Origin of the sequence: Paenibacillus segetis, assembly GCF_014639155.1 — a bacterium.
In the GTDB taxonomy this organism is placed as follows: Bacteria; Bacillota; Bacilli; order Paenibacillales; family Paenibacillaceae; genus Fontibacillus; species Fontibacillus segetis.
The window spans coordinates 1,544,007-1,567,132 of record NZ_BMFT01000001.1; the positions used below are offsets into that span (position 1 = coordinate 1,544,007).

Consider the following 23,126-nt stretch of genomic DNA (forward strand, 5'->3'; position numbering starts at 1 on the left):
AGGAAGGTGACTATGAATATTATTCTCTCCCATTCATCTGGGGAACCTATATATTTGCAAATTGTTCAGCAAATCCGAGGGGCAATTCTGCAAGGAGAGCTCTCCCCAGGCATGCCGCTTCCCTCCATCCGCCAGCTTGCTAAGGATCTGCAAATTAGCGTCATTACAACGAAAAGGGCATATAACGAATTGGAGCAGGCAGGATTAGTTGATTCAGTTGTTGGTAAGGGATCTTTTGTATCAGGCGGGAATAAAGAATTTATCCGTGAACAGCGAATGCGGATGCTGGAAGATAAACTCCGGGAAGTATTGGAGGAATGTCGTAGTATCCCCATTAGTAGTGATGAATTAGTCGATTGGATCAAGCTATTGGAGAAAGAAGGCGATAGTAAATGAGTCATGCGATCGAAGTGACCGAGGTAAGCAAAACATATAAGAACTATAAACTGTCGGATGTGACGTTTGGTGTACCCAAGGGTTATATAACTGGACTAATTGGTCCCAATGGGGCTGGTAAGAGTACGATCATTAAGATGATTATGGGGATGGTCCAACCCGATCAAGGTAGTATTTCGGTCTTGGGAAATGTGTTAAGTCCACATAGTGGCAACTATAAGGAAGAGATTGGGTACGTATCAGATGAGAACATATATTACGACTGTCTATCTATGAGGCGAATGAAGCAGATTATAGCTCCTTTCTATAGTAAATGGGACGAAGATGCCTACACCAAATATATGACTTTGTTTGAGTTGCCAGAGCGTAAGAAGATTAAAGATTGTTCCAAAGGCATGAAGATGAAATTCTCCATTGCGATGGCCTTATCTTATCACCCTTCTTTGTTGATTATGGATGAACCTACCGCGGGGCTTGATCCTGTCTTCCGGCGTGAATTGTTAGATTTACTCTCGGATTACATCATGGATGAAGAAAAAAGCATTCTATTCTCCACGCATTTGACAACTGATCTGGACCGGGTAGCGGACTATATAACGTTTTTGAATAAGGGGAGTCTCGTATTAACAGATACCAAAGACGATGTCCTGGAGCGTTATATACTCGTGAGAGGTGCAAGTAGTTTATTGGATTCAGATGTTAGAAAAGAATTGGTTGGCGTGCGAGAGACGGCCGTTGGATTCGAGGGATTAGCTAGAGAACGAAATAAAGCTATGGAATTGTTTGGGGATCGTGTACTGTATCAGCAGCCTACTTTAGAAGAGATCATGTATTTTACGTCAAAAGGAGGTAAACAACATGCATAGTATGGCTTCACTGTTGCGTAAGGATTTTCAGTTGATTCAGCGTTATTTATGGATAATTTTGATTTATGCCGTTGTGTTTTCTTCTCTTTTTCATAAAGACAATCAAATGCTGTTTGGTCTGCTGCCTAGCATGATATTTATTATAACAAATAGTATGGATATGCGAATGCCTAACCAGCGATTTCTGGTCAGTCTCCCTGTGAATCGTAGATTCTTGGTGATTTCAAAATATACAAACTCTCTGATCTTCATCGTACTTGGATTTGTTCTTTGTATGCTTATAAATGGGATGTCGGATTTATATAATGTAGGGCGGATCGGATGGAATCTACAATTTGTTGCCGGTACGTTTATGAGTATGCTTCTGGTTGTCTTGATTTATTTACCGCTCCACTACTGGTTAGCTCATAGAGGGGCTCAAATTCTTAATGTTGTTATGATGGCCATGGTGATGGGGGGAAGTACGGCTATTTCAGGCATAATAAATGATGTGGACTCAGCAGAACTTATGAATTGGATTGCTTCCCATCAAGCAGCGTTAGGGTGGTTCAGTATATTCAGTATGCTACTCTGTCTTTTCATTTCATATCGGATTTCGTTGCACATATTTATGAGAAGGGATCTATAAAATGGACAGATGATTAAATCACACCCCTTTATGGGTAATCTTGAGACAGGAACTAATTATGAAGTCCCAAAATCAAGAATCCCAATTTATTAATAGGAGAGTGTGGCATCATGTCGATAAATCAAGCGAATAGAGGGCGGTTTGAAGGTAAGTGTGCCATCGTGACCGGAGCTGGTTCGGGAATTGGGAAGGCGGCTGCAATCAAGCTGGCCAAAGAAGGGGCCAAGGTAGCGCTTTTTGATCTTTTGAATAGCCGAACCCAAGGTACGGAAGCAGAGATCAACAAGGTCCACCCCGGAATGTCCCGTGCATTTGATGTAGATGTGTCTGACCCTGTGCGAGTAGAACAAGCTGTTCGTGAAGTGGCTGAGCATTTTGGTGGTATCGATATCGTGTTCGCTAATGCGGGGATTAATGGTGCTGTAGGACCAATTGAAGAAATGACGTTTGATGAATGGCAAAAAACCATGAGCATTAATCTAAATGGAACATTTCTAACTGTAAAACATACGGTACCGTACCTGAAAAAACAGAGTGGAGGGAGCATCATTATCACCAGCTCCATCAATGGTAACGACCGTTTCTCAGGTTTTGGGATGTCAGCTTACAGTACAACGAAGGCCGGACAAGTGGCTTTTGCTAAAATGGCTGCGCTAGAACTAGCTAAATATAAGATCCGGGTTAATGTTATCTGCCCAGGTGCGATTGCTACGAATATTGACTCCAGTACGGAAGTTAGCGAAGATTTGCAGGAGATTATCATTCCAGTGGAGTATCCGGAAGGCTCTCAGCCCCTTGCGGATGGACCGGGAGAAGCTGAGAATGTAGCGGATCTTGTGGCGTTCCTTGCTTCGAATGAATCGATCCATGTCACAGGGGCTAGAATCGTCATTGACGGTGCGGAATCGTTGTTGTAACGCTAACTAAATATTTAAATTAGGCTCAAGCAGAAAATGCTTGAGTTTTTTTGTGTAGTAGGACCACTATATCCTCGATAATTTTTGTCACATAGTACATTGACACACATAGTAATATTTTATATGATACACCTGTGAGGTGAACAATTATGAAAGAAAATAGTATTAGCAGCGATTTAATTCGCGGCAATATCGATACCATCATTCTTCGTGTGTTATGTGACGGTGATAATTATGGCTACGAAATTATTAAAGCAATTTCGAAAAAGAGCAACGGTAAATATGAGTTGAAAGAACCTTCGCTATACACAAGCTTAAAAAGGCTCGAGACCAATAAACTGATTCAGTCTTATTGGGGAGATGAAAGCCAAGGTGGTAGGCGCAAGTATTATAAAGTGACAGAAGCCGGAATGGAGACCTTTCAGCGCAATCTTGCAGATTGGAAGATCGCCAAAGAATTAATCGACGAGTTATTAGAGAATTAAGTACAAGTATACGAAAGCAGTTTTCATACAGAAAACTTTTGGAGGGATTTTAGATGAATGAACTACAAATGTATGTGGATCGTTTATTCAGACGACATAAAAATAATAAACAAACCAATGATTTGAAGGCAGAGATTCTAAGTAATCTTGAAGCTAAAGTGGCTGACCTCACATCGGGAGGCATGGAGTATAAACAAGCGGTAAAGGTAGCTACGGAGAATATCGATAGTGTCGACTTTCTATTAGATCATGGTAACAAAAAAATCTATTTCACCAGATATTTAACGGAGCTACTACAGATCGCGTTACTGTATTGTCTAATAGCGTGGATTGTAACAATACCGCTTAGAATTATTGGAGAAGGGATTGTGCTTAATGGGGTCCTTTTTATAATCTTTATTATAGTTGGGGCTCTATTCTTGATCTTTAGGTTTATTAAAGCAAATCGCTTTGTAAATATGACATTCACTTGTGATCAGGATGCGATAAAGCGTAATCGGAATTTAATTTGGTTCATTTGGATTTTGTTTATTACGGTGTGGACACTTGGTAATGTAGCGATTGATTTTGGCAGTAATATCTGGTATTCGCATCAGATCAAAATTGGGGGCCCTTATCAATTTGCTGTATTGGCAATTCGATATGCACTTCCGTTTGTTTCCGTCATCATTCCTATGTTATTTCAAGCATCCGTGAAACTAATTGCGAAGTATGAGGTAGGTAGCCAAGATGAAGACTAGAAATACGATCATTATCATTCTACTGATGCTCGGAATTGGTTTATTTACCGTAGTTCAAGGTTGGATCATCCCTCAACAAGAACAAGATAAGCAGCGGTATATAATGGAGCAACAAAGTCCGCTTACTCACGATATTGGAAGTGTATTAAAATTTAAAAGCAAATACATGGGCGATTTTTCTAATTTCGATAATTTGATAAGTTCCTTACCTTTAAACCGTGTTGATAGGTCATATCAACTTTACCCAGAACAATTAACAGCTCAAATCAATTATGAAGAAACGGTACTTGGTATCGGACAGGAACGAGTAGAGCTGGGTCTAATCTATAATGCAACGGCTGCATTTGCTCTAATTGATAATCTTGAAGGTATTAACTTTAATTTCATGGATGTGGACTATCAGGTCAAACGTCAGGATGTTGAGAACTGGTATGGTACGACTTTGTCTGCATTATTAGTTGAAGATACTTGGGGAGCTAAAGTACAGGAGAAGCTTGCTGACGATGAATATGTACTCAGTTGTTCAAAAGCGTTGCTCTCGAAATCAAAAATCCAACCCGCTAGTTGAGGGGATGGATTTTTTTGTTGCTTCGCTATTTTACGATCAGAACATGGGGAATACATATTTGACCAAGAAGTAAAGTGCTCCGAAAAATATAATGATATACGCTGCGTATTTAATAAATGTTGACGCAACAATGCTGGAATCCGATTTCTTTTGTACCTCCCTATGTTCGACTTCAACACTTCTATCTTTGTAAGCAGGTTCCATTATCAATCTCTCCTTTCGAAATTTTCGATTTGAATTAATCGGTGATTTTGTATAGCCTCCATTAACCGAGACTTTCTTACTTGAAACAAAAGTCGCACACCACTTGTCAGATTGGTCAAAAAACACCTCTTCAAGTTCACTCTTGGCAATCTAACAACTGTTAGGTATAATCTATCTAACAGTTGTTAGGTTGATACGGTTAAGAGACTATTCTTGGGGGAGTGGTTGTAAGTGAAAAGGTATAAATCCAAAGAAGGCAAAGAGCTCATCTATGATTCTTACGACAAATTATTAGCTACATGGAACGTAGCGTTTGAGGAAAAGGATGTACCCACCTCATTTGGAACTACTCATGTTATTACTGCCGGTCCTTCAGAGAAACCTACTTTATTATTACTGCACGGAACAGGTGATAACGCCTCCATGATGTGGGTCTATAACATTCAGCAATTATCCCAAAGCTTCTATGTTATAGCGATAGATGGCATAGGTGGTTCTGGAAAGAGCGAGCCGGGTGAAAAGTATGATAAACAATTTAATCAAACGGAATGGCTGGATGAATTACTAGCTCAAATGGAGATAGAAACAACACATATAGCTGGGGTTTCGTACGGAGCCTACTTGGCTTATCACTATACAATTATGCGGCCTAATAAAGTGGATAAGATCGTATGTATGGCCGGAGGACTTACGACGAGCCATTTTGAAGCGATGATTAAAATGATGAAGGCGTTTTTACCAGAGGCTTTATTTCCAACGGAGGCAAATTGCAAGAAACTGCTTCGGAAATTATGTGGACCAAACTATTCTGTATTTGAAGATAATAGGGAACTAATGAAGCATTGGTATTATTTGCTGAGGTATTTCAATAATAAATCGATGATGAAACACTCTATAACAATATTTAATAAGGAACAGTTACAGTCACTCAGAGAAAAAGCTTTGTTTTTAATTGGAGAAGATGATATATTGACTCATTATCCAAAGTCCATACATAGACTACAAGAACATCAAATGAACTTTAAAATTGTGGAACAAGCAGGACATGCCATCAACCATGAACAGCCAGACGTAGTAAACAAGGAAATTGTTGATTTTCTCATATCATCTAAAAGGAACTCTTAACATGAATAAAATAAAAGTGGATACCAAACAGCATATTTTAGAAGTATCATTAGACCTTTTTTCTCGAAAAGGTTATAGTTCCGTATCAATTCGTGATATATGCGGCAAGGTGGGTATTAAAGAAAGCAGTGTGTACTATCATTTCAAGAATAAACAGGATATCTTTGAAAGCTTGTGTCAATCTTTTACGGATGTTACGTATGCTATTCCTCAGAACTTTGCTGTTGAAATGTCAAAGGTGACAACGGTTAGTGAAGAAGCATTTCTCTTTGTTTGCCAAAGTTTTCTGAACGATTACCTTATGGATGACAAAGTGAACAAATTCATTCGTATGCTGATTCTTGAACAAAGTACTAATTCTGAGGCTGCTGAACTGTACCATAAGGTGTTGTTTGATGAGGCTCTAAGTGGTCAAAGAGTCATTTTCGAATGGCTAGTTAAAATCGGTTTTCTAAAAGACAATGCTGTAGACAGCATGGTGATGGATTATTATGCACCGGTTGTTTATTTGTTTCATCGCTATTTAGTAGCTGGGGAAATCACTGAACAAATCAAAGCAGAAGTTAACCAACAGCTTATCAAGCATGTACAACATTTTTTGATTAAATATAAAGTTGATAACCAAAATCAGGAGTGTTAGGGTATCTAATTACGATTGGAGTTGTTCAATTAATTCCTTCGAATCATTCCGCACATTCCCCACTGCTGAAGAAACGGGATAAGCGCTCATTTTGGATGCGTCGTATGGTTTCAATAATGCCATCAAGGATTGGACATCGTTATTGTTTCTGCCTAGCCAATCTCCCTCGTCCTCAGGACGCAATATCACCGGCATTCGATCATAGATCTCTTCCATCAAACGGTTTGGCGTAGTAGTAATAATCGTACAGGTGCTAGTTTTCTTGCCTTCCGCATCCACCCAAATATCATACAGTCCGGCCATTGAAAAAATACTTCCGTCCGACATCACAATCCGCATAGGTTGTTTACCATTCGCTTGCTTCTTCCACTCATAAAATCCATCGGCTGGAATGATGCAGCGGCGGGTACTGATTAGGTGCTTGAATGATGGTTTCTCGAGCAATGTTTCGGACCGTGCATTAATTAGTTTGCTTGCGTTCTTATCATCTTTGGCCCAAGAAGGAACTAATCCCCAGCGGAGCTGCCCAATCCTGTTGCTTGAACCTGTGTTAATGATAGCCGGGATATATTGCATGGGGGCTACGTTATATTTTGGTCCATAATGGCCCAACGTACTATCATCCGTCATGTACCTGATCATTAATTCTTCCATCGTTACGGTTATTGTATATCGTCCACACATGATAAGCCCTCCTTATTGACCAATATAGTATAATATGTTGGGTTGAATGTCTAATTGAACTATTTAACGGTATAGCAGATGAATAATGATTTGCCTCCCAAACACAAGGGAGGTTTTTTCTATTGAATAAAAGCCAAAAGTATAATTGGTGCGTCTAATGAGTATAGAGCAAAAGAGAAGTAGGTGAGGAGTATCTTACATTTGGTGAAGAAAGCTCAGCAGGGTGACGAAACGGCTTATTTGAAATTATTTCAACAGTTTGAAGAAGACCTATACCGGACGGCCTATGTTTACTTGAAAAATCAAGAAGATGCGTTAGACGTAGTGCAAGAAACGGCATACCGATCTTTTAAATCTATTACGAGCTTAAAGGAACCGAAATATTTCAAAACCTGGCTTATAAGAATTGCGATGAGTTGTTCCATCGATTTATTAAGACAACGAAAAAAAGTGATTCAGCTAAAGCCGGACTATTACGGAAGAACAATGGAGAGTGAAGAGGATAATCTCCCTCTTTCCTTATCCTTGAAAGACCTCATTGATCTAATAGATGAAGATGAGAAGAGTGTCATTATTTTAAGATTTTATCATGATTATACGATTCAGCAGACAGCTGAAATTTTGTCTGTTCCACTGGGAACGGCAAAGACAATTCTGTACCGCGCTTTGAAGAAACTCCGCCGACTAACTGAGGAGGGTGATATATATGAGCAATAATATTAGACAAGATATCGATACAATCGAGATCCCTCCACAACTCCATCTACGCAGTCAAATGGGGATTAGGCAAGCTAAGGCCGAACAGGAAGAAGCCAAACATAGAGTCATCCGGTGGTCTCGTCGAAAAACCGTAGTTGCGCTGGTACTAGCCTTTATTTTGATAACAACGACCATTTTTAATACACAAGTCATAGCGGCCATTCAAAAGGCACTTCAATATTTTCCAGGTACAGGGATGGTCATTGAAGAAGAGGTACCACAGGAGAGATATGGGTTAGAGAAGCCAGTTACAACTCAAATAGATGGGGGAACCGTCGTTATAACAGGTATGTTAGTTGATGAGAAGATGACCTATATAACTATGTCAGGAACTAATTCAAAGAGAGTTCAGAGTATAAAGATAATCAATGAACAAGGGATAGAATTTAGCTTAGAATCATCAGGCGGGACTTGGACCTCGGACAAATGGGCGAGAGATTATTGGTACCAAGGGAAGTTGGACATTAAGGGGCATGTACAAGTTATTATTGGAGAGAATCCCGGGACGGTAATTCCACTTACGCTTACGAAGGCCGAAACATTTAATAGTTATCAGGACATGGGGGAGACTTCAACGGCAAACGGTGTAACCATCACGGCTATTGCCAATCGGGTAGGAGAGAGAGCTAGGATTTCTTTAGTCTCTCAGCATTCTAAGGAATTTAGAATTAGTGATTACGATGGTATGTATGGTGTTCATGAGGACAAGAAACTAAACATGAAGGACGAAACTGGAAAGGTATATGAATTAGAACATTATATGGGGCTATCAAGTCCTGCAAGCGAGTTTTACTTTGACTTGTCAGGAAACGATGTGAAAACTTATAGTTTAACGATTCCTGAGATCAATGTGACTTATGACGATACTGCAAAAATCTCTTTTAATATTCCCTCGCAAGTAGGGATACCCGTAGTTGACAATAAAACATTCGAAATAGCGGGTTTCCCCGTGAAAATAACCAAGCTTGAAAGAGTAGAGAATAACCGGCTTAGAGTGTACGCGGATCTAAATTATAACGAGAATAGCTCAAAAGCTTTGCATAATTTTAAAATCAACGCCAGTCACATGGCAAAATTGGATGAGCGTACAATGTCGTTAGAATATCTAGAATTTGATATTGAACCGGGTAATAAAGTAGTGAAATTAACGATATCAGATCCCGAAGTGGTTATTCGAGGGTCATGGAAATTTGAACTGCCAGTAAGTAAGTATTTTAATCAATGATAGTTCGAATTAATAGTCATGATAGATTATTCATTTAATATAATTTATTAAATAGCTTACTTTTAATAACCTTCCGGGGTATAATAAACACAACTTAAAAATTTAGGTATGGAGGTTACGAAAATGAAAGTTGAAATATGGTCTGATTATGTATGTCCGTTCTGTTATATAGGAAAACGTAAGTTTGAAGCTGGATTGCAACAGTTTGCACATAAAGAAGAGATTGAAGTTGTATACAAGAGCTTTGAACTCGCTCCGGATGCCCCGGTCGATGGGAATCCAGGCGTATATGATATGCTTGCATCCAAATATGGAATGAGCCGCGAGCAGGCAATTGCAAATACAAACAATATTACTCAACAGGCCAAAGAATTAGGTCTAGATTATTACTTCGATCGCACGATTCAGACGAATACCTTCGATGCTCATCGTTTATCTCATTTTGCAGAATCCAAAGGGAAGCTGAAGGAAATGACGGAGCGGTTGTTGAAAGCTCATTTTACCGACACGCTCCATCTTGGTGATCATAATACACTGGCTGACTTGGCTGCTGAGGTAGGACTTGATCGTGCTGAAGCTCTTAACATATTGCAGAGTGGGGAATTCAGTAATGAAGTGCGTGCGGATGAGCAAGAAGCTGGACAGCTAGGTGTGAGAGGTGTTCCATTCTTCGTTATCAATCGTAAATATGCTGTATCTGGGGCGCAAGCAAGTGAAACATTCCTCGATGCTTTGCAGAAAGCTTGGGATGAAGAACATCCATTTACCGTACTTGGAGATCCGGATGTTGATTTATGTACGGATGGTAGTTGTATCGTTCCTGGGCAAGATAAGTCTTCATCTTGATGTGATCTTATTGGATTTAATGTCTAAAGAAAACGGCGATTCTGTCGTTTTCTTTTTTTTTGAAGCGTAAAATAGCAACTAAAATATGTAAATATATTGGGTGAAATCCCCAGAGATTCAATCATTCTGTGACTACTTCACCCCAAATGGACAATTTATGCGTAATTTTAGTGAACATTTCTTGTAACTATAGATTCCGCTCTTATATGCTATAAAGGATAATCAATAGTTCAACTATTCTAGCTAATAAGACTTGCTTTTAAATTGATAACTATGGGGGAATTAAGATCATTAAAATAATGGCGGATTCAACTTGTGACTTAACTGACGAGATAATCGAGAAATATAACATTGGGATCGCGCCATTAACGATAAGGATAAAAGGTGAAGAGCTGAGAGATAAAGTGGATATTAGAGCAGACGAGTTCTACGAAATGCTTGGAAATCTTGAAGAACACCCTACGACATCCATGCCAAACCCAACAGAATATCTGAAAATAATTTATGAAGCAATAGAAAAGGGCTACACAGAAATTTTATGTATTTGTATGTCTAGTGGAACTAGTGGATCCTATCAATCTGCAAAAATAGCAACAGAGACCTTTTTTGATGAACACCCGGATTCATCTATTAAAATTCATGTCGTAGATTCGAGATCGATGAGCCAAGGTAGTGGTTGGTTAATTGTGAAATCGGCGATGTTGAGAGAAAAAGGGTTTAGTTTTGAGGAGTTAGTTCATTTTAATGAGACCTATAAAAGAAATGTGAAACATTTTCTCTGTGTAGATGATTTAAATCACTTAATTAGAAGTGGTCGACTGACTAATGCCAGTGCCTTAATCGGTAGAATTCTGAAAATCAAACCGATCATGTCGATGAGAAATGGCAAAGGTGCTATTGTAGCAAAAGAACGAGGATTAAATGGTGTATTAAACCATTACGTCAAAGAGTTCATCCAGAGGAATGATTGGGAAGTTACTGATATCATAATCATAGGCTATACTTCGGAGAGAATGATTGCTGAAAAATTATTGAACAAGCTTAGAGAAGAAACAGCATATCGTGGTGAAGTATTTATCATGCAAATGGGCGTAGCCGTAGGAACCCACGTTGGGTTAGGTGCCGTTTCTATGTTCTTTATTGAGGAGGGGCATAAAAGAGATGGTCTATTGATCAATGAAATTCACGCGATAACCGAAAAGAAAAACGAATTCATGAAAAGGGCGAAGCAAACAATAAATCATTAATTAAAAACAAGATCCCCTTCGTGTAGAGGGGAGATCTTGTTTTTTTGTGGTTGGAGCTTATTGTTGATCCGCTTTCTCATCTTCTACTTCTGCACGAAAACCTTCAATGGCGTTGAGGCGCTTAGTGTTCTTTTTTTCGATTTGTTTGATCTCTTCACCAGTGATTTCATCGGCATGCTCATCTAAATAATCTTGCCCTTCGCGATAATTCTCAATCGTCTTCTGAATACTTGTATTTAGCTTCTGTACATTATCGGACCGATCGTCGGGTTTTGCCATGGAAATACCTCCTGAAAAGTGTGATGTAATTTCAATGAACTTGCTTATTTTCCCTCGATGGCGGTTGTTTTATTCTCTGAATTGTTTGATCCTGCTGCCTAAATTCAATTTATCGGGAAAAGCTCCAGCTAATTCGTTGAAAAGTCACAACATTTCTGTATGAACTGGAATAACTCCTGTTAATTCAAGTGGTTCTTGAACATGATAGTAAAAAACGCAAAATTAACTGGAGGAATTCCAGTTAAGTAGTTATTTCCAAAAATGCAATTCTAAATACATGGAGAAATTCCAGTTATTCATATTCCAATCGTGCTATTTTTAAATATAAAATAATCGTTTTCCGTAACGGTAATAACAGTTTTTCGTAGTGCGTACGCTTCTCGGACAATGACTATGGAAATTTCTAAATTTTTTCTCCTTGACTTTGGCCACAAATATTATGTAGTATGATAACATTAATTTAATACATGGCATTGATCAAAGACATGATTTCCTTCGCGAACTGCCCAGAGAGAGAAGTATAGCTGAAAGCTTCTCCTGTTATCGGTTGTGAAATTACCCCTTTGTAGCTGTGACGTTGAACCCGCCTAAATGATATCACTGGCTGGCAGTAAGCGACACCGCCTGATCCTCGATACCGGATTCTAATAAGGACCATGCAACTATATTCTTTGGTGAACCGCCAAAGTTGCAGGTCGAATTAGGGTGGAACCACGAGCTGAACGCACTCGTCCCTTTCTGGACGAGATGCGTTTTTTTGCGTTCAAGTTTAACAAAATGGAGAAATGGAGGCTAAAATCATGGAGATCAAGGTAACATTGCCAGACGGAACAATCAGAGAGGTACTTCAAGGAACGACCATTAAAGACATTGCGGGTGCTATTAGCACGACCCTTCAGAAAAATGCAGTTGCCGGAAAACTAGATGGCAAATCCGTTGACCTAAATCAACCGATCGAACATGATTGCCATCTCGAAATTGTTACGCTTGAAAGTAAAGAAGGCTTGGAGATTTACAGACACAGCACAGCACATATCATGGCACAAGCCATCAAACGAATATATGGACAGAAAGCAGTTAAGCTCGGAATAGGACCGGTCATCGAAGATGGCTTCTACTATGACATCGACATCGATAATCCGTTATCCACAGAGGATCTGGGCACGATCGAAAAGGAAATGGAGAAAGTGATTCAAGAGAATATTCCATTTCTTCGCCGGGTCGTCAGTCGCCCTGAGGCGATGAAGTTATTCGAGGAATTGGAAGAACCTCTAAAGCTGGAACTCATTTCTGGGCTGCCGGAGGACGCTGAAATTTCAATCTATGATCAAGGTGAATTTTTCGACCTATGTCGTGGACCACATCTTCCTTCAACAGGTCGAGTTAAGGCTTTCAAGCTGCTGAACGTGGCGGGCGCTTACTGGCGCGGGGATTCCAATAACAAGATGTTGCAACGGATCTATGGGACTTCATTTCCAAAAAAAGCCCAACTTGATGAGCATCTACACTTTCTTGAGGAAGCAAAGAAACGTGACCATCGCAAGCTAGGCAAACAACTGGAATTGTTTATGTTCTCTGAAGAAGCACCGGGAATGCCTTTCTATCTTCCGAACGGAATGACGATTCGTACGGAGCTAGAGAACTTCGCCCGTGAATTGCAGAGACAGCGCGGTTACGATGAAGTGCGTACACCACTTATGATGAATAATCGTATTTGGGAAGAATCCGGGCATTGGGACCATTACAAGGATAACATGTACTTTACGAATGTTGACGATACAAAGTTTGCGCTAAAACCAATGAACTGCCCCGGTCACATGCTTATCTTCAAGAATAACTTACGCTCGTATCGCGAGCTTCCACTCCGGATTTCGGAATTTGGGCAGGTTCATCGTCACGAATTCTCCGGGGCACTTAACGGGATGATGCGGGTTCGCACATTCTGTCAGGATGACGCACACATTTTTGTTTCGCCAGAACAAATTGAGGATGAAATCAGTCAGATTATTGATTTAATTGATCACATTTATCAAGTGTTTGGCTTTGAATACAAAGTTGAATTATCCACTCGACCAGAGGATTACATGGGTTCAGAAGAGCTATGGGATCAGGCGGAACAATCATTAAAAAATGTCTTAGAACATCGCGGTACCCGGTATCGTATCAACGAAGGTGACGGTGCGTTTTACGGACCGAAGATCGATTTTCACATTTTAGATGCGCTGAAGCGGAGTTGGCAGTGCGGAACAATTCAATTGGATTTCCAGATGCCTGGGAAGTTTGGCCTCACTTACATTGGTGAAGATAACCAGAAACATTGTCCGGTTGTTATCCATCGTGCGGTATACGGATCAATTGATCGGTTTATCGGGATGCTGACGGAGCATTATGCTGGAGCTTTTCCGATATGGCTTGCGCCTGTTCAGGCAAAGTTACTGCCCGTTTCAGAGAACTATGTAGATTATGCGTTTCAAGTGAAGAAGTCATTAGAAGAAGTCGGCATTCGTGTCAGTGTTGATGTGCGAAATGAGAAGCTTGGTTACAAAATGCGTGAAGCCCAGTTAGAAAAAGTTCCGTACACACTTGTACTAGGGGAGAATGAGAAAAACTCCAGTAGTGTGTCCGTAAGACAACGGGGTGGAGCTGATCTGGGGATAATAAGTATCCAAGATATTGTGGAGCAAATCATTACTGAAATTCATGCTAGACAATAAAAATCGATTTTAGCTAGAACCATGCGAGTGAATATCATATCCGCAGGGAAAAGATAAGAACAGATCTCAATATGAAGTGCACCCCTAAAGTAGACATTGGAGATACCCAGTTGGGAAACCGATGTACTTTAGGGGTGTTTTTTGTTAAACGAGATCAAATGTTATACAGGACTTATTAAGCTTACGGGCAGAATAGTTGAATAAAAAGAACAGAATTCCGAAGCACCTGCTCTGCACTTCAATGTATTATTCAACTATCGTGATCGTTTCTTGTATAATTCGATTCTGAATCTGACACGGAAAAAGCGTCGGCTCACGATGTTATCATGAAACCGGCGCTTTTTCGATCGACTCCACATATAAGTTCAAATGGAGTTTCTGTTAGGAAGCCCCGTTAATTGATGATATGGAGCTGCTTTAACAATCGTTTTAAATGGATCAACCGCTGCGCCCCTGCGCCTACTTAGCCCTATTGGGCACCGCGGGACTCCAGCTGGTTGCTATTCAGGAAGCATGTGTCAATTGCGACGAGCCGTTCGCTCTATGCCATCAGCGATTACTTCGTACAGTTGGTGCGGTAAGTCGTGTCCCATGCCGTCAACCAACATTAGCTCGGCACCCGGGATGGCATAAGCCGTATCCTCGCCACACGCCGGGACGAACAGGGGATCGTCTACCCCATGAATGACAAGTGCTGGTATTTTTATGGTCGCCAGCCGCGGGCGACGGTCACCAGAGACAGCTATCGCAGCAATTTGTCGTCCGACACTGCCTGGATCGTAAGCTCGCTGGACTTCCTCCAGAATGAGAGCCCGATAAGCGTCCTCTTCAAACGGATAGCCTGTGCCAGAGATGCGTTTGGCAAAAGAGAGGCTGTGTGCCAAAAATCCTGCTTCATCCTCAAATGGGTTCGGCGCCGGTTTAGTCATCATCGCCATGACATCCGGGGAAGTTTGCGGAAGTGCGGGATTACCGGAACTGGACATAATGGAGGTGAGTGATAAAACCCGTTCAGGGTACATACTGGCAGCAATCTGGGCGATCATTCCGCCCATCGACCTGCCAACGAAATGTGCCCGGTCAATTGAAAGGGCATCGAGCAGTCCGATAGCGTCGTTTGACATGTCATCGAGAGTGTAAGGGATGTCCGGTCGCTGTCCCGACATGAGAGCAGTCGCCAGTACCTCAACATCCAGCGTCTGATAATGGCTAAAGTGTGTTGAGCGACCTGCGTCGCGATTGTCAAAGCGAATCACGCGAAAGCCCCGCGCTGCTAGTATCCGACAAAACGGAACCGTCCATCGGATCATCTGGGTTCCAAGCCCGGCGATAAGGATGATAGCCTCGTCATTCTCGTTACCGAAACTGTCATAGGCCAAATCAACGCCGTTGACTTTCAGGATGTTCATAATTATGTTCTCCTCCAATTAATTCGCTATTGTAAGTTCTGCCATAGACAGAAGGCGTGAATCTTCGATCGCTGCGTCCGATGCCCGATACCGGCTAGGTATTCTTGATGACTTGAATAAACGTCTTCGGGTCCGATAAGAAACTCTCTGCTGATCCGCCAGAGCAGCGCGCATGTATTTCTTGCTGCTGCGTTCTCGTGATATTTTCTTTTTATTCCAATTCTTCACGCCTATACATGTTTTCTTTCATAAGTTCCCTTCAGAAAATGCATTTGTGGCTAATCTTTTGATATGGTTTCTGATATCAGGTGCCCAGTCATCGATGTAGTGGTAAAAACGCTCCAAATCACCAGCATACAGTGCCCGCAGAGCTTCTTCGTATTGATGGAAGTTTCCGGCCATAGCCGTCATAAAGTGATGTGTTGCTTCTTGTGACTCTCGTATCTTGCTCTGTTGTCCTCCAGCACGGCGAGCCTCACCAACGAGTTTTCGTAAAGTTACCGAGGCCCCTCCAGGTTGACTCTTGAGCCATTCCCAATCTCGTGGCAATAATGTAACCTCACCGGATACAACCCCCAGCTTGGGTCGACCGACCCGCCGTGTAGGCTGGTGATTCATTTCCGTACCGAGCAAGTCACCAAACTGTTCACCTAATCGTTTGAGCACATCATCTGTCTTCCCACGAAAATCAACATCTATCTGCGTACCCGTGGTATCGTCAAATATAAGTAGCTGTGTGAGGTCTCTGTCATCCAGAACATCCTTCACTGTAGAAATAACGTGCTGTAACGAACCACTGGCGACGACTCCCACACCCAAAAATGCCGTGCAGTAAATGCGTGTTTGATCATCTCTCACTCTGTACATCCTCCTTTGAATGACAATAATTTTACCCAGGTAAAAACAAAAAGTCAATATTACCCGGGTAAAATTTGTTTTGTCATTCGTTATGGAAGGAATAAGTGAAAAAGATGCGCCTAAGAGAAACCGCACTGTTGAGGGCTAGTGTTTGTTTTATGTTATAGATGCTGTGTTTTGTCGCAAAACTGCCCGTTAGTTGAGCAAACATAAAAATGCTGCCGATTGGTAGCCCTTTGTTCAACTAACAGGACACAATAGCACCATAATACACATTGAAGGCGACCGGATAAGATTCGGCCGCCTTCGATATGTTATCGGGATGGACTTAGGTTTTGTTATCCTTGATTGTTGGTTATTTGCCAAACATCGGAAGGAGTTAATTCGTACAGGCTGCGCACCTCGCACTGAAGTGTATCGGCAATCGAGATCGCGAGCTTAAGAGACATCACTCTCTTATTGTCGATAAAGTCATCCAGACGCTCCCGTCTCACACGCAGTTCAAGCGCTAGCCGTTCCAGCGACATGCCTGCTTCCTGAAGCCTTTCCTCTAGCAGGCAACGGCCAAGTTCGTATTTCAATATGCAATGCCCCTCTCAGAAAAGTTCGTCCAACGAATCTTGTGATTTCTTTTCGATGATATTACTATAAGGTAGCAGAAATAATTGAAGCGACAGTTGGTCTGCCGCTTTCTCATAAATTTGATCAGGTATTGAGTTGTTTCATTGTCTACAATATTGGGGTTCGACCAATATGGATAAGTCGTAGAGTGATTCCTCGTTACTCTGTCACGATATCATAAATCAATACAAGCGGATCGGCATGATCGCTAATCCGAATATTCTCATAGATTTTTGCCATGACATCCTCCACATTTTCTCGATTCGCATGAATGGTGACCAAGGACTCTCCGGTTTTAACTGGATCTCCGACTTTTTTGTTCAACATTAGACCAACGGCTAGATCAATAACCGAGTCTTTCGTCGCCCGTCCAGCACCTAACAACATAGCAGCGGTACCAATCTCATCAGCTACAATTTCAGCTACAACACCGTCTTGTTTGGCAGGAACCTCAATTTGATATTTCGCTTGAGGTAATTTCTCTGGATGATCTACAACCGAAGAATCACCACCTTGATTGGCAATGAAATCTTTGAATTTATTCAAGGCTTTTCCGTTACGTATAACTTCTTGCAGCATGTTCTCAGCCTCTTCAAGTGAGCTTGCTTTGTTCGCTAAGAAGACCATTTGGCGACCTAAGGCAAGGCAAAGTTCTTCCAAGTCTTTGGGTCCTTTTCCTTGCAATGTATCAATCGCTTCTTTCACTTCGAGTGCGTTACCAATGGCAAATCCAAGCGGCTGGCTCATATCGGATATAACTGCCATGGTCTTTCGGCCCACATTATTCCCTATACTTACCATCGCATGTGCCAGTTCCTTGGCATCAGTTACGCTTTTCATAAATGCGCCAGCTCCTGTTTTCACATCCAATACAATTGCATCGGACCCAGCAGCAATTTTCTTGCTCATAATTGAGCTAGCGATAAGGGGGATGGCGTCAACCGTCGCGGTTACGTCCCGTAGTGCATACAACTTTTTATCCGCAGGTGTAAGATTCCCTGATTGACCGATGACCGCAATTTTATCCTTATTCACCAAATTTACGAATTCATCATTACTAATCTCGACATGGAACCCTGCAATAGCCTCCAATTTATCAATGGTACCCCCGGTATGACCCAATCCACGACCAGACATTTTAGCGACTGGGATATCTAATGCTGCTACTAGCGGAGCTAAGACAAGTGTTGTTGTATCGCCAACTCCGCCAGTAGAATGCTTATCCACTTTCACTCCTTCAATAGCTGATAAGTCAATGGTATCTCCGGAATTGACCATGGCCATGGTCAGATCGGCACGTTCCCGTTCGTTCATATCTTGGAAGAAGATTGCCATCGCCAAGGCACTCATTTGATAATCAGGAATCTCATCCTTCGTATACCCATCAATAATGAAGTTGATTTCCTCCGTCTTTAGTTCCTTGCCATCCCGCTTTTTTGCAATAAGATCAACCATTCTCATCCTAAATTCTCCTCGCTTCCGTCAATTTAAATAAATATTCCAGCCACAATTGCTGACAAAAGACTTACTAGCGTAGCCCCATATAGTAATTTCAGACCAAAGCGAGCGACAACATTCCCTTGCTGCTCATCCAACCCTTTGACCGCACCAGAGATAATTCCAATGGACGAAAAATTCGCAAACGAAACGAGGAATACAGATACAATTCCTACTGTTCGTGCGGATAGCTCGGTGTGATTTTCCAGCTCGAGCATAGCAACAAACTCATTAGATACCATCTTCGTCGCCATAATACTGCCAGCAGTAACCGCTTCTTTCCATGGAATACCCATAATAAAAGCAATGGGAGCAAAGACGTAACCAAGTAATTGTTGAAACGATACCCCGAGAATCAAACTAAAGATACCGTTGATCATCGCAATGATCGCTACAAAACCAATCAACATGGCTGCCACTACAATGGCTACTTTGAACCCATCCATGATGTACTCCCCAAGCATTTCAAAAAACGATTGTTTTTCTCCTTCCTGTACCTCGAGAATATCCTCATCTTTGTCAACAACATACGGGTTGATGATGGATGCAATAATAAATCCACCAAATAGGTTGAGGACGAGCGCAGTGACTACATACTCAGGATTTAATATCTGCATATAGGATCCAACAATAGACATGGATACTGTAGACATCGCTGAGGCACATAATGTATAGAGCCGGTGTTTTGGTATTTTATGGATCTGCTTTTTGACAGATATAAACACCTCGGATTGCCCTAGAATAGCAGAAGCAACCGCATTATACGACTCCAACTTACCCATACCATTAACCTTACTAAGCACAAGGCCAATATACTTAATAATGAAGGGTAAGACTTTAATATACTGCAAAATCCCAATGAGCGCTGAAATAAACACGATAGGGAGCAAAACCCCTAAGAAAAATGTGAATTCACCTTCATTGAGTATCCCACCAAACACGAAATTAACGCCCTCTGCAGCATACAGCAACAATTTTTCGAACACAGCTGAAATTCCACTAATTACAAATGAACCAACAGCTGTATTTAATAACAAAGCTGCCAAAATGATCTGCAAAATAACCATGAGGATCAATGGGCGATAGCGGATCTTTCTTTTATCGTTACTGGCAATAAAGGTGAGTCCAAAGACGATCAGTATTCCAAGGATTGTAATTAGATATCTCATCGATGCTTCTCCTAGTTGTCAATTGGATTGTGATTGGTTAACTCCTGATCAATACGACGATGTGGATTGTCCACCCTCCATAATTTTCACGCCTGAACTAGCACCAATTCTTGATGCGCCTGCTGCAATCATTTTTTCCATATCTTCAAGATTTCGTACTCCACCAGAAGCTTTAACGCCAACATTTGCACCGACGGTTTGTCGCATGAGGGCTACGTCTTCTGCGGTGGCTCCACCTGTTGAAAAACCAGTAGAGGTCTTCACAAAATCGGCGCCTGCTTTGACTGATAATTGACTAGCGATTTTTTTCTCTTCATCGGTTAAGAGACTTGTTTCAATAATCACCTTTACAAGCGCCTTTCCAGCTGCAGCATCTACGACTGCCTTAATGTCTTGTTCAACAAGATGATGATCGCCATCCTTTAAGGCACCTATGTTAATGACCATATCCACTTCAGTTGCTCCGTTCTTAATGGCATCACTTGCTTCAAATGCTTTGGTTGCACTGGTGTTAGCCCCAAGTGGGAATCCGATGACCGTACATACCTTCACATTGGTGTTAGCCAAATGCTCGGCTGCATAGGATACCCAAGTTGGATTTACGCAAACGGAAGCAAATTCATATTGTTTCGCTTCTTCAATTAATTTTGTCATCTCGGTTTTCGTTGCGTCTGCTCGTAAAAGCGTGTGATCGATCATCCTTGCTAAGTTAGTCATTTTTAATTCACCTTTCTTTTGTAAGAATCATTTGTTATAACTTGCCCTAAATTTGCCCAAATCATTTCAAACCAATTACATATTGTTGAAAGCACATTGTAAATGACTTCCTACCAAGCCGATTTTATTAAATGGCAGATGTCTGTTTATTATGCTGTAACATTGGCGTAACAACCCTGGGTTAGTATACGTGCCAGGGGGGGAATCCATATGAATATGAAAAGAATAGTATCCATCGTCCTAGTTACTGCAACAGTAGTGAGCATACTTGCAGGATGCACGGATAACAAAAATGTCAAAGAGAGAGAGGAGAATTCACAACAAGAGAGTCAAGATTTTAAATTTAATGTAGAACCGGAGACCTTTAAGCTTGAGGTGGAATCCGGTGGAATTACGGAGACCGTGTCTGAGCCATTACCAAAAATGATCGTGTCAGACTTTAAGGACAAGGGTGATCAAATTACCTGGACGTATCCTGAAAAGGATATCGAAGTTGAGATCGAAAAAAAGAAGCAATATTTAGACTTAACAATAAAATCGAGAAAAGATGATGAAAGTGCCTTCGCATGGCCACTGGTAAAAGGGGAGGGATATATGCTTCCGCTGCATCAAGGTAAGTATATTCCGAGTGGTGATGAAGTTTGGAAGGAGTATTTACAAGATGCAACATTGAAAGGAATTGAGTCTTTCTCCATGCAGTTTTTTGCCGTGGATAAGAGTAAATATTCATTAGTGTATATCATTCAAAATCCATATAATAATGAGCTTATTTTTGATACAGAACAAGGAATTGAGTTTGCTTTAAATCATGAGTATCCATCGATAAATAAAAATAAGGAATATGGTTTTAGGATATATATTACGGAGAAAGATCCAGTGAACGTTGCGAAAACTTATAAGAACTATTTGATTGAAAAGGGAGAGTTTAAAACTCTCGCGGAGAAAGCTAAAGTAAATCGTGATATTGAAAAGCTATATGGAGCTCCCCATGTTTATTTTTGGGATAGAAGTGTGATTTCTGAGGAAAATGTGAAATGGGATCAACTAAGGGGTGATTTTCCTAAACAATTGAAACTATGGATTCAAGATCTACTAAACACAAAAGTTGAAGATGGGGCAGAACTTGTGTCAGCGTTTGATGAGATGACCTCCTTAGATTATATAGACAAGTATAACAAAAACAGAATTTTAAAAAGCTTGAGCTCCGTATTGAAGTTGAAAGAGTTTTATAATGCGGACATATTTAAGGATACAGACAAAGAAAGTCAGGAACTATTAAACAAAGGTATAGACAATCTAAATCCGGTAGAATTGATTGAATTAAACAAAATGCTTTTAAAAAGCGTCCTTGGAAATCTAGTAGACCCCATTGATAAATGGGCTGATGCAAATACAGTTGATGTGATAAAGGATATGAAGGATTCGGGTTTAGATCAAATGTGGATCGGTTTAGATGACTGGCAAGAAGGATTTATCAAACCAGAATTGGTACAAGCAGCGAATGATCAAGGATATCTAATTGGTACCTATGATTCCTATCATTCGATCCATAAACCAGGCGAAGAGCAGTGGGAAACCGCTAAGTTTACGGATACTTCACTATTTGAGGATGCTACCGTAACCAATAAACAGGGAAATAAAATTGAAGGATTCCAGGGTGTAGGTAGAAAATTGAATCCGACCTTGGCGATGCCTAGTGTAAAAGAGCGAGTTAACTCTATTTTAGATACGGGATTAGCATTTAACTCCTGGTTTTTAGATACAGATGGAACTGGTGAGGTATTTGATGATTACTCTCCAACGCATATGACTACGGAAAAAGAAGATATCAAGGCTAGAATGGAGAGAATGGAATATCTTCAAGCGGAGCAGGGATTGGTAGTTGGAACGGAGGGCGGGAATGATTTCGCTAACAAGAGTATCGCTTTTGCTCACGGAATAGAAATGCCGTCATTTTCCTGGATGGATGAGGATATGAACAAGAACAAAGATAGTGATTATTATGTAGGTAGATATTACTCTAGTACGAGCGGAGTTCCCGAATTATTTGCTAAACAAATACCAATAAAAGATAACTACAAAAAGATATTTTTGGATGAAACGTATACGATCCCTTTGTATAAACTAGTCTACAACGATGCAGTGGTTACAACCTATTGGTGGGGATGGGGGACTCTGAAAATTGAAGATGAAATAGCCAATAGAATGTTATATGAAGTACTTTATAATGTCCCACCTTTATATCATATAGATAAAAATGAGTGGAAAAAGCACAAAGAAACGATTATAAATCACGCTATGGTTTGGTCTGATTTCAGCAAAAAGGCAATAACTAAAGAAATGACTGACTATAAGGTTCTATCAGACGATAGGCTGGTTCAAATGACGAAATATGGTGAAGATTTAAGTGTTGTAGCTAATTTTTCGGAAAAGGAATATATGTATGAGGACTCAAAAATACCAGCCAAATCATTATTAATCATGGATGGAGACCGTGAATTAATATATAAGCCAGAAGTGAAATAAGCGAAA

The 23,126-nt window shown here is 40.8% G+C and carries 24 protein-coding genes; 15 read left to right on the forward strand and 9 right to left on the reverse strand.

Translation table 11 applies throughout. The features are described 5' to 3' along the window. The first annotated feature begins 12 nt into the window (after window positions 1-12). The 9 genes from IEW05_RS07100 to IEW05_RS07140 all read left to right on the forward strand — a co-directional run bounded on the left by IEW05_RS07100 (window position 13) and on the right by IEW05_RS07140 (window position 6,569). Window positions 13-396: a GntR family transcriptional regulator gene (locus IEW05_RS07100; protein ID WP_188537157.1), complete on the forward strand. Its 384-nt coding sequence runs from the start codon at window positions 13-15 to the stop codon at window positions 394-396. Further along, complete coding sequence (locus IEW05_RS07105) at window positions 393-1,262, forward strand: ABC transporter ATP-binding protein (protein WP_188537159.1); 870 nt, start codon at window positions 393-395, stop codon at window positions 1,260-1,262. The genes IEW05_RS07100 and IEW05_RS07105 overlap by 4 nt, the downstream gene beginning before the upstream one ends. Then, window positions 1,255-1,890, forward strand: coding sequence for an ABC-2 transporter permease (locus IEW05_RS07110; RefSeq protein ID WP_188537161.1), 636 nt, complete (start codon window positions 1,255-1,257; stop codon window positions 1,888-1,890). The genes IEW05_RS07105 and IEW05_RS07110 overlap by 8 nt, the downstream gene beginning before the upstream one ends. Window positions 1,891-2,000: 110 nt before the next feature. Continuing rightward, window positions 2,001-2,807: an SDR family oxidoreductase gene (locus IEW05_RS07115; RefSeq protein WP_188537163.1), complete on the forward strand. Its 807-nt coding sequence runs from the start codon at window positions 2,001-2,003 to the stop codon at window positions 2,805-2,807. A 149-nt stretch (window positions 2,808-2,956) separates the two neighbouring features. Beyond that, on the forward strand, window positions 2,957-3,292 hold the full coding sequence (locus tag IEW05_RS07120) for a PadR family transcriptional regulator (RefSeq protein ID WP_188537165.1): 336 nt from the start codon (window positions 2,957-2,959) through the stop codon (window positions 3,290-3,292). Window positions 3,293-3,345: 53 nt separating this feature from the next. Beyond that, entirely contained in the window at window positions 3,346-4,032 is a 687-nt protein-coding gene (locus IEW05_RS07125) for a permease prefix domain 1-containing protein (RefSeq protein ID WP_188537167.1), read from the forward strand. Continuing rightward, window positions 4,022-4,600, forward strand: a complete 579-nt coding sequence (locus IEW05_RS07130; protein ID WP_188537169.1) for a DUF4825 domain-containing protein — start codon at window positions 4,022-4,024, stop codon at window positions 4,598-4,600. The genes IEW05_RS07125 and IEW05_RS07130 overlap by 11 nt, the downstream gene beginning before the upstream one ends. Window positions 4,601-5,035: 435 nt before the next feature. After that, window positions 5,036-5,929 (forward strand): alpha/beta fold hydrolase, encoded by an 894-nt coding sequence (locus IEW05_RS07135; RefSeq protein WP_188537170.1) that lies wholly within the window; start codon window positions 5,036-5,038, stop codon window positions 5,927-5,929. 1 nt (window position 5,930) lies between these two features. Further along, window positions 5,931-6,569: a TetR/AcrR family transcriptional regulator gene (locus IEW05_RS07140; RefSeq protein ID WP_188537172.1), complete on the forward strand. Its 639-nt coding sequence runs from the start codon at window positions 5,931-5,933 to the stop codon at window positions 6,567-6,569. A 9-nt stretch (window positions 6,570-6,578) separates the two neighbouring features. On the opposite strand, the gene IEW05_RS07145 is transcribed toward IEW05_RS07140, so the two are convergent. After that, window positions 6,579-7,253, reverse strand: coding sequence for an SOS response-associated peptidase (locus IEW05_RS07145; RefSeq protein ID WP_188537174.1), 675 nt, complete (start codon window positions 7,251-7,253; stop codon window positions 6,579-6,581). 201 nt (window positions 7,254-7,454) lie between these two features. On the opposite strand from IEW05_RS07145, the gene IEW05_RS07150 reads away from it, so the two are divergent. From IEW05_RS07150 to IEW05_RS07165, 4 genes are all read left to right on the forward strand, one after another. Continuing rightward, on the forward strand, window positions 7,455-7,970 hold the full coding sequence (locus tag IEW05_RS07150; protein WP_308420385.1) for a sigma-70 family RNA polymerase sigma factor: 516 nt from the start codon (window positions 7,455-7,457) through the stop codon (window positions 7,968-7,970). Next, window positions 7,960-9,237, forward strand: coding sequence for a DUF4179 domain-containing protein (locus IEW05_RS07155; protein WP_188537179.1), 1,278 nt, complete (start codon window positions 7,960-7,962; stop codon window positions 9,235-9,237). Before IEW05_RS07150 ends, IEW05_RS07155 begins: the two co-directional genes overlap by 11 nt. A 108-nt stretch (window positions 9,238-9,345) precedes the next feature. Continuing rightward, a complete protein-coding gene (locus IEW05_RS07160) occupies window positions 9,346-10,083 on the forward strand; it encodes a DsbA family oxidoreductase (RefSeq protein ID WP_188537181.1) in 738 nt (245 codons plus the stop codon). 299 nt (window positions 10,084-10,382) lie between these two features. After that, complete coding sequence (locus IEW05_RS07165; protein ID WP_229753286.1) at window positions 10,383-11,330, forward strand: DegV family protein; 948 nt, start codon at window positions 10,383-10,385, stop codon at window positions 11,328-11,330. A gap of 57 nt (window positions 11,331-11,387) precedes the next feature. Here IEW05_RS07165 and tlp read toward each other — a convergent pair whose 3' ends face one another. Continuing rightward, entirely contained in the window at window positions 11,388-11,609 is a 222-nt protein-coding gene (tlp, locus tag IEW05_RS07170; RefSeq protein ID WP_188537183.1) for a small acid-soluble spore protein Tlp, read from the reverse strand. An 800-nt stretch (window positions 11,610-12,409) separates the two neighbouring features. Between tlp and thrS the strand changes: the two genes are divergently transcribed. After that, the gene (gene thrS / locus IEW05_RS07175) at window positions 12,410-14,323 is read left to right on the forward strand and encodes a threonine--tRNA ligase (RefSeq protein WP_188537184.1); all 1,914 of its coding nucleotides are present in this window, start codon (window positions 12,410-12,412) and stop codon (window positions 14,321-14,323) included. Window positions 14,324-14,841: 518 nt separating this feature from the next. Here the strand turns inward: thrS and IEW05_RS07180 are convergent. From IEW05_RS07180 to deoC, 7 genes are all read right to left on the reverse strand, one after another. Then, window positions 14,842-15,732 (reverse strand): alpha/beta fold hydrolase, encoded by an 891-nt coding sequence (locus IEW05_RS07180; protein WP_188537186.1) that lies wholly within the window; start codon window positions 15,730-15,732, stop codon window positions 14,842-14,844. An 18-nt stretch (window positions 15,733-15,750) separates the two neighbouring features. Next, window positions 15,751-15,960 (reverse strand): hypothetical protein, encoded by a 210-nt coding sequence (locus IEW05_RS25735; RefSeq protein ID WP_229753287.1) that lies wholly within the window; start codon window positions 15,958-15,960, stop codon window positions 15,751-15,753. Between the two features lie 18 nt (window positions 15,961-15,978). Then, window positions 15,979-16,590 (reverse strand): DUF2239 family protein, encoded by a 612-nt coding sequence (locus IEW05_RS07185; RefSeq protein WP_188537188.1) that lies wholly within the window; start codon window positions 16,588-16,590, stop codon window positions 15,979-15,981. Between the two features lie 338 nt (window positions 16,591-16,928). Next, window positions 16,929-17,117, reverse strand: a complete 189-nt coding sequence (locus tag IEW05_RS07190; RefSeq protein ID WP_308420386.1) for an XRE family transcriptional regulator — start codon at window positions 17,115-17,117, stop codon at window positions 16,929-16,931. 253 nt (window positions 17,118-17,370) lie between these two features. Continuing rightward, window positions 17,371-18,672 carry a pyrimidine-nucleoside phosphorylase gene (locus IEW05_RS07195; protein ID WP_188537193.1) on the reverse strand — a complete coding sequence of 434 codons (1,302 nt, stop codon included), beginning with the start codon at window positions 18,670-18,672 and terminating at the stop codon, window positions 17,371-17,373. Between the two features lie 26 nt (window positions 18,673-18,698). Beyond that, entirely contained in the window at window positions 18,699-19,877 is a 1,179-nt protein-coding gene (locus tag IEW05_RS07200) for a NupC/NupG family nucleoside CNT transporter (protein WP_188537194.1), read from the reverse strand. A 48-nt stretch (window positions 19,878-19,925) separates the two neighbouring features. Continuing rightward, complete coding sequence (gene deoC, locus IEW05_RS07205) at window positions 19,926-20,594, reverse strand: deoxyribose-phosphate aldolase (RefSeq protein WP_188537196.1); 669 nt, start codon at window positions 20,592-20,594, stop codon at window positions 19,926-19,928. Window positions 20,595-20,810: 216 nt separating this feature from the next. Here deoC and IEW05_RS07210 point away from each other — a divergent pair, with 216 nt between their 5' ends. Beyond that, window positions 20,811-23,120: a glycoside hydrolase gene (locus IEW05_RS07210; RefSeq protein WP_188540766.1), complete on the forward strand. Its 2,310-nt coding sequence runs from the start codon at window positions 20,811-20,813 to the stop codon at window positions 23,118-23,120. Window positions 23,121-23,126: the final 6 nt, after the last annotated feature.

Excerpts from the sequence above, each read along its gene's own strand:
- IEW05_RS07165 (WP_229753286.1), top strand. The coding sequence starts at position 10,383 with ATGGCGGATTCAACTTGTGACTTAACTGACGAGATAATCGAGAAATAT.
- IEW05_RS07140 (WP_188537172.1), top strand. The coding sequence starts at position 5,931 with ATGAATAAAATAAAAGTGGATACCAAACAGCATATTTTAGAAGTATCA.
- IEW05_RS07180 (WP_188537186.1), bottom strand. The coding sequence starts at position 15,732 with ATGAACATCCTGAAAGTCAACGGCGTTGATTTGGCCTATGACAGTTTC.
- IEW05_RS07200 (WP_188537194.1), bottom strand. The coding sequence starts at position 19,877 with ATGAGATATCTAATTACAATCCTTGGAATACTGATCGTCTTTGGACTC.
- IEW05_RS07210 (WP_188540766.1), top strand. The coding sequence starts at position 20,811 with ATGAAAAGAATAGTATCCATCGTCCTAGTTACTGCAACAGTAGTGAGC.
- tlp (WP_188537183.1), bottom strand. The coding sequence starts at position 11,609 with ATGGCAAAACCCGACGATCGGTCCGATAATGTACAGAAGCTAAATACA.
- IEW05_RS07125 (WP_188537167.1), top strand. The coding sequence starts at position 3,346 with ATGAATGAACTACAAATGTATGTGGATCGTTTATTCAGACGACATAAA.
- IEW05_RS07195 (WP_188537193.1), bottom strand. The coding sequence starts at position 18,672 with ATGAGAATGGTTGATCTTATTGCAAAAAAGCGGGATGGCAAGGAACTA.
- IEW05_RS07155 (WP_188537179.1), top strand. The coding sequence starts at position 7,960 with ATGAGCAATAATATTAGACAAGATATCGATACAATCGAGATCCCTCCA.
- thrS (WP_188537184.1), top strand. The coding sequence starts at position 12,410 with ATGGAGATCAAGGTAACATTGCCAGACGGAACAATCAGAGAGGTACTT.
- IEW05_RS07160 (WP_188537181.1), top strand. The coding sequence starts at position 9,346 with ATGGAGGTTACGAAAATGAAAGTTGAAATATGGTCTGATTATGTATGT.
- IEW05_RS07120 (WP_188537165.1), top strand. The coding sequence starts at position 2,957 with ATGAAAGAAAATAGTATTAGCAGCGATTTAATTCGCGGCAATATCGAT.
- deoC (WP_188537196.1), bottom strand. The coding sequence starts at position 20,594 with ATGACTAACTTAGCAAGGATGATCGATCACACGCTTTTACGAGCAGAC.
- IEW05_RS07115 (WP_188537163.1), top strand. The coding sequence starts at position 2,001 with ATGTCGATAAATCAAGCGAATAGAGGGCGGTTTGAAGGTAAGTGTGCC.
- IEW05_RS07190 (WP_308420386.1), bottom strand. The coding sequence starts at position 17,117 with ATGTCGCTGGAACGGCTAGCGCTTGAACTGCGTGTGAGACGGGAGCGT.
- IEW05_RS07105 (WP_188537159.1), top strand. The coding sequence starts at position 393 with ATGAGTCATGCGATCGAAGTGACCGAGGTAAGCAAAACATATAAGAAC.
- IEW05_RS07130 (WP_188537169.1), top strand. The coding sequence starts at position 4,022 with ATGAAGACTAGAAATACGATCATTATCATTCTACTGATGCTCGGAATT.
- IEW05_RS07145 (WP_188537174.1), bottom strand. The coding sequence starts at position 7,253 with ATGTGTGGACGATATACAATAACCGTAACGATGGAAGAATTAATGATC.
- IEW05_RS07100 (WP_188537157.1), top strand. The coding sequence starts at position 13 with ATGAATATTATTCTCTCCCATTCATCTGGGGAACCTATATATTTGCAA.
- IEW05_RS07110 (WP_188537161.1), top strand. The coding sequence starts at position 1,255 with ATGCATAGTATGGCTTCACTGTTGCGTAAGGATTTTCAGTTGATTCAG.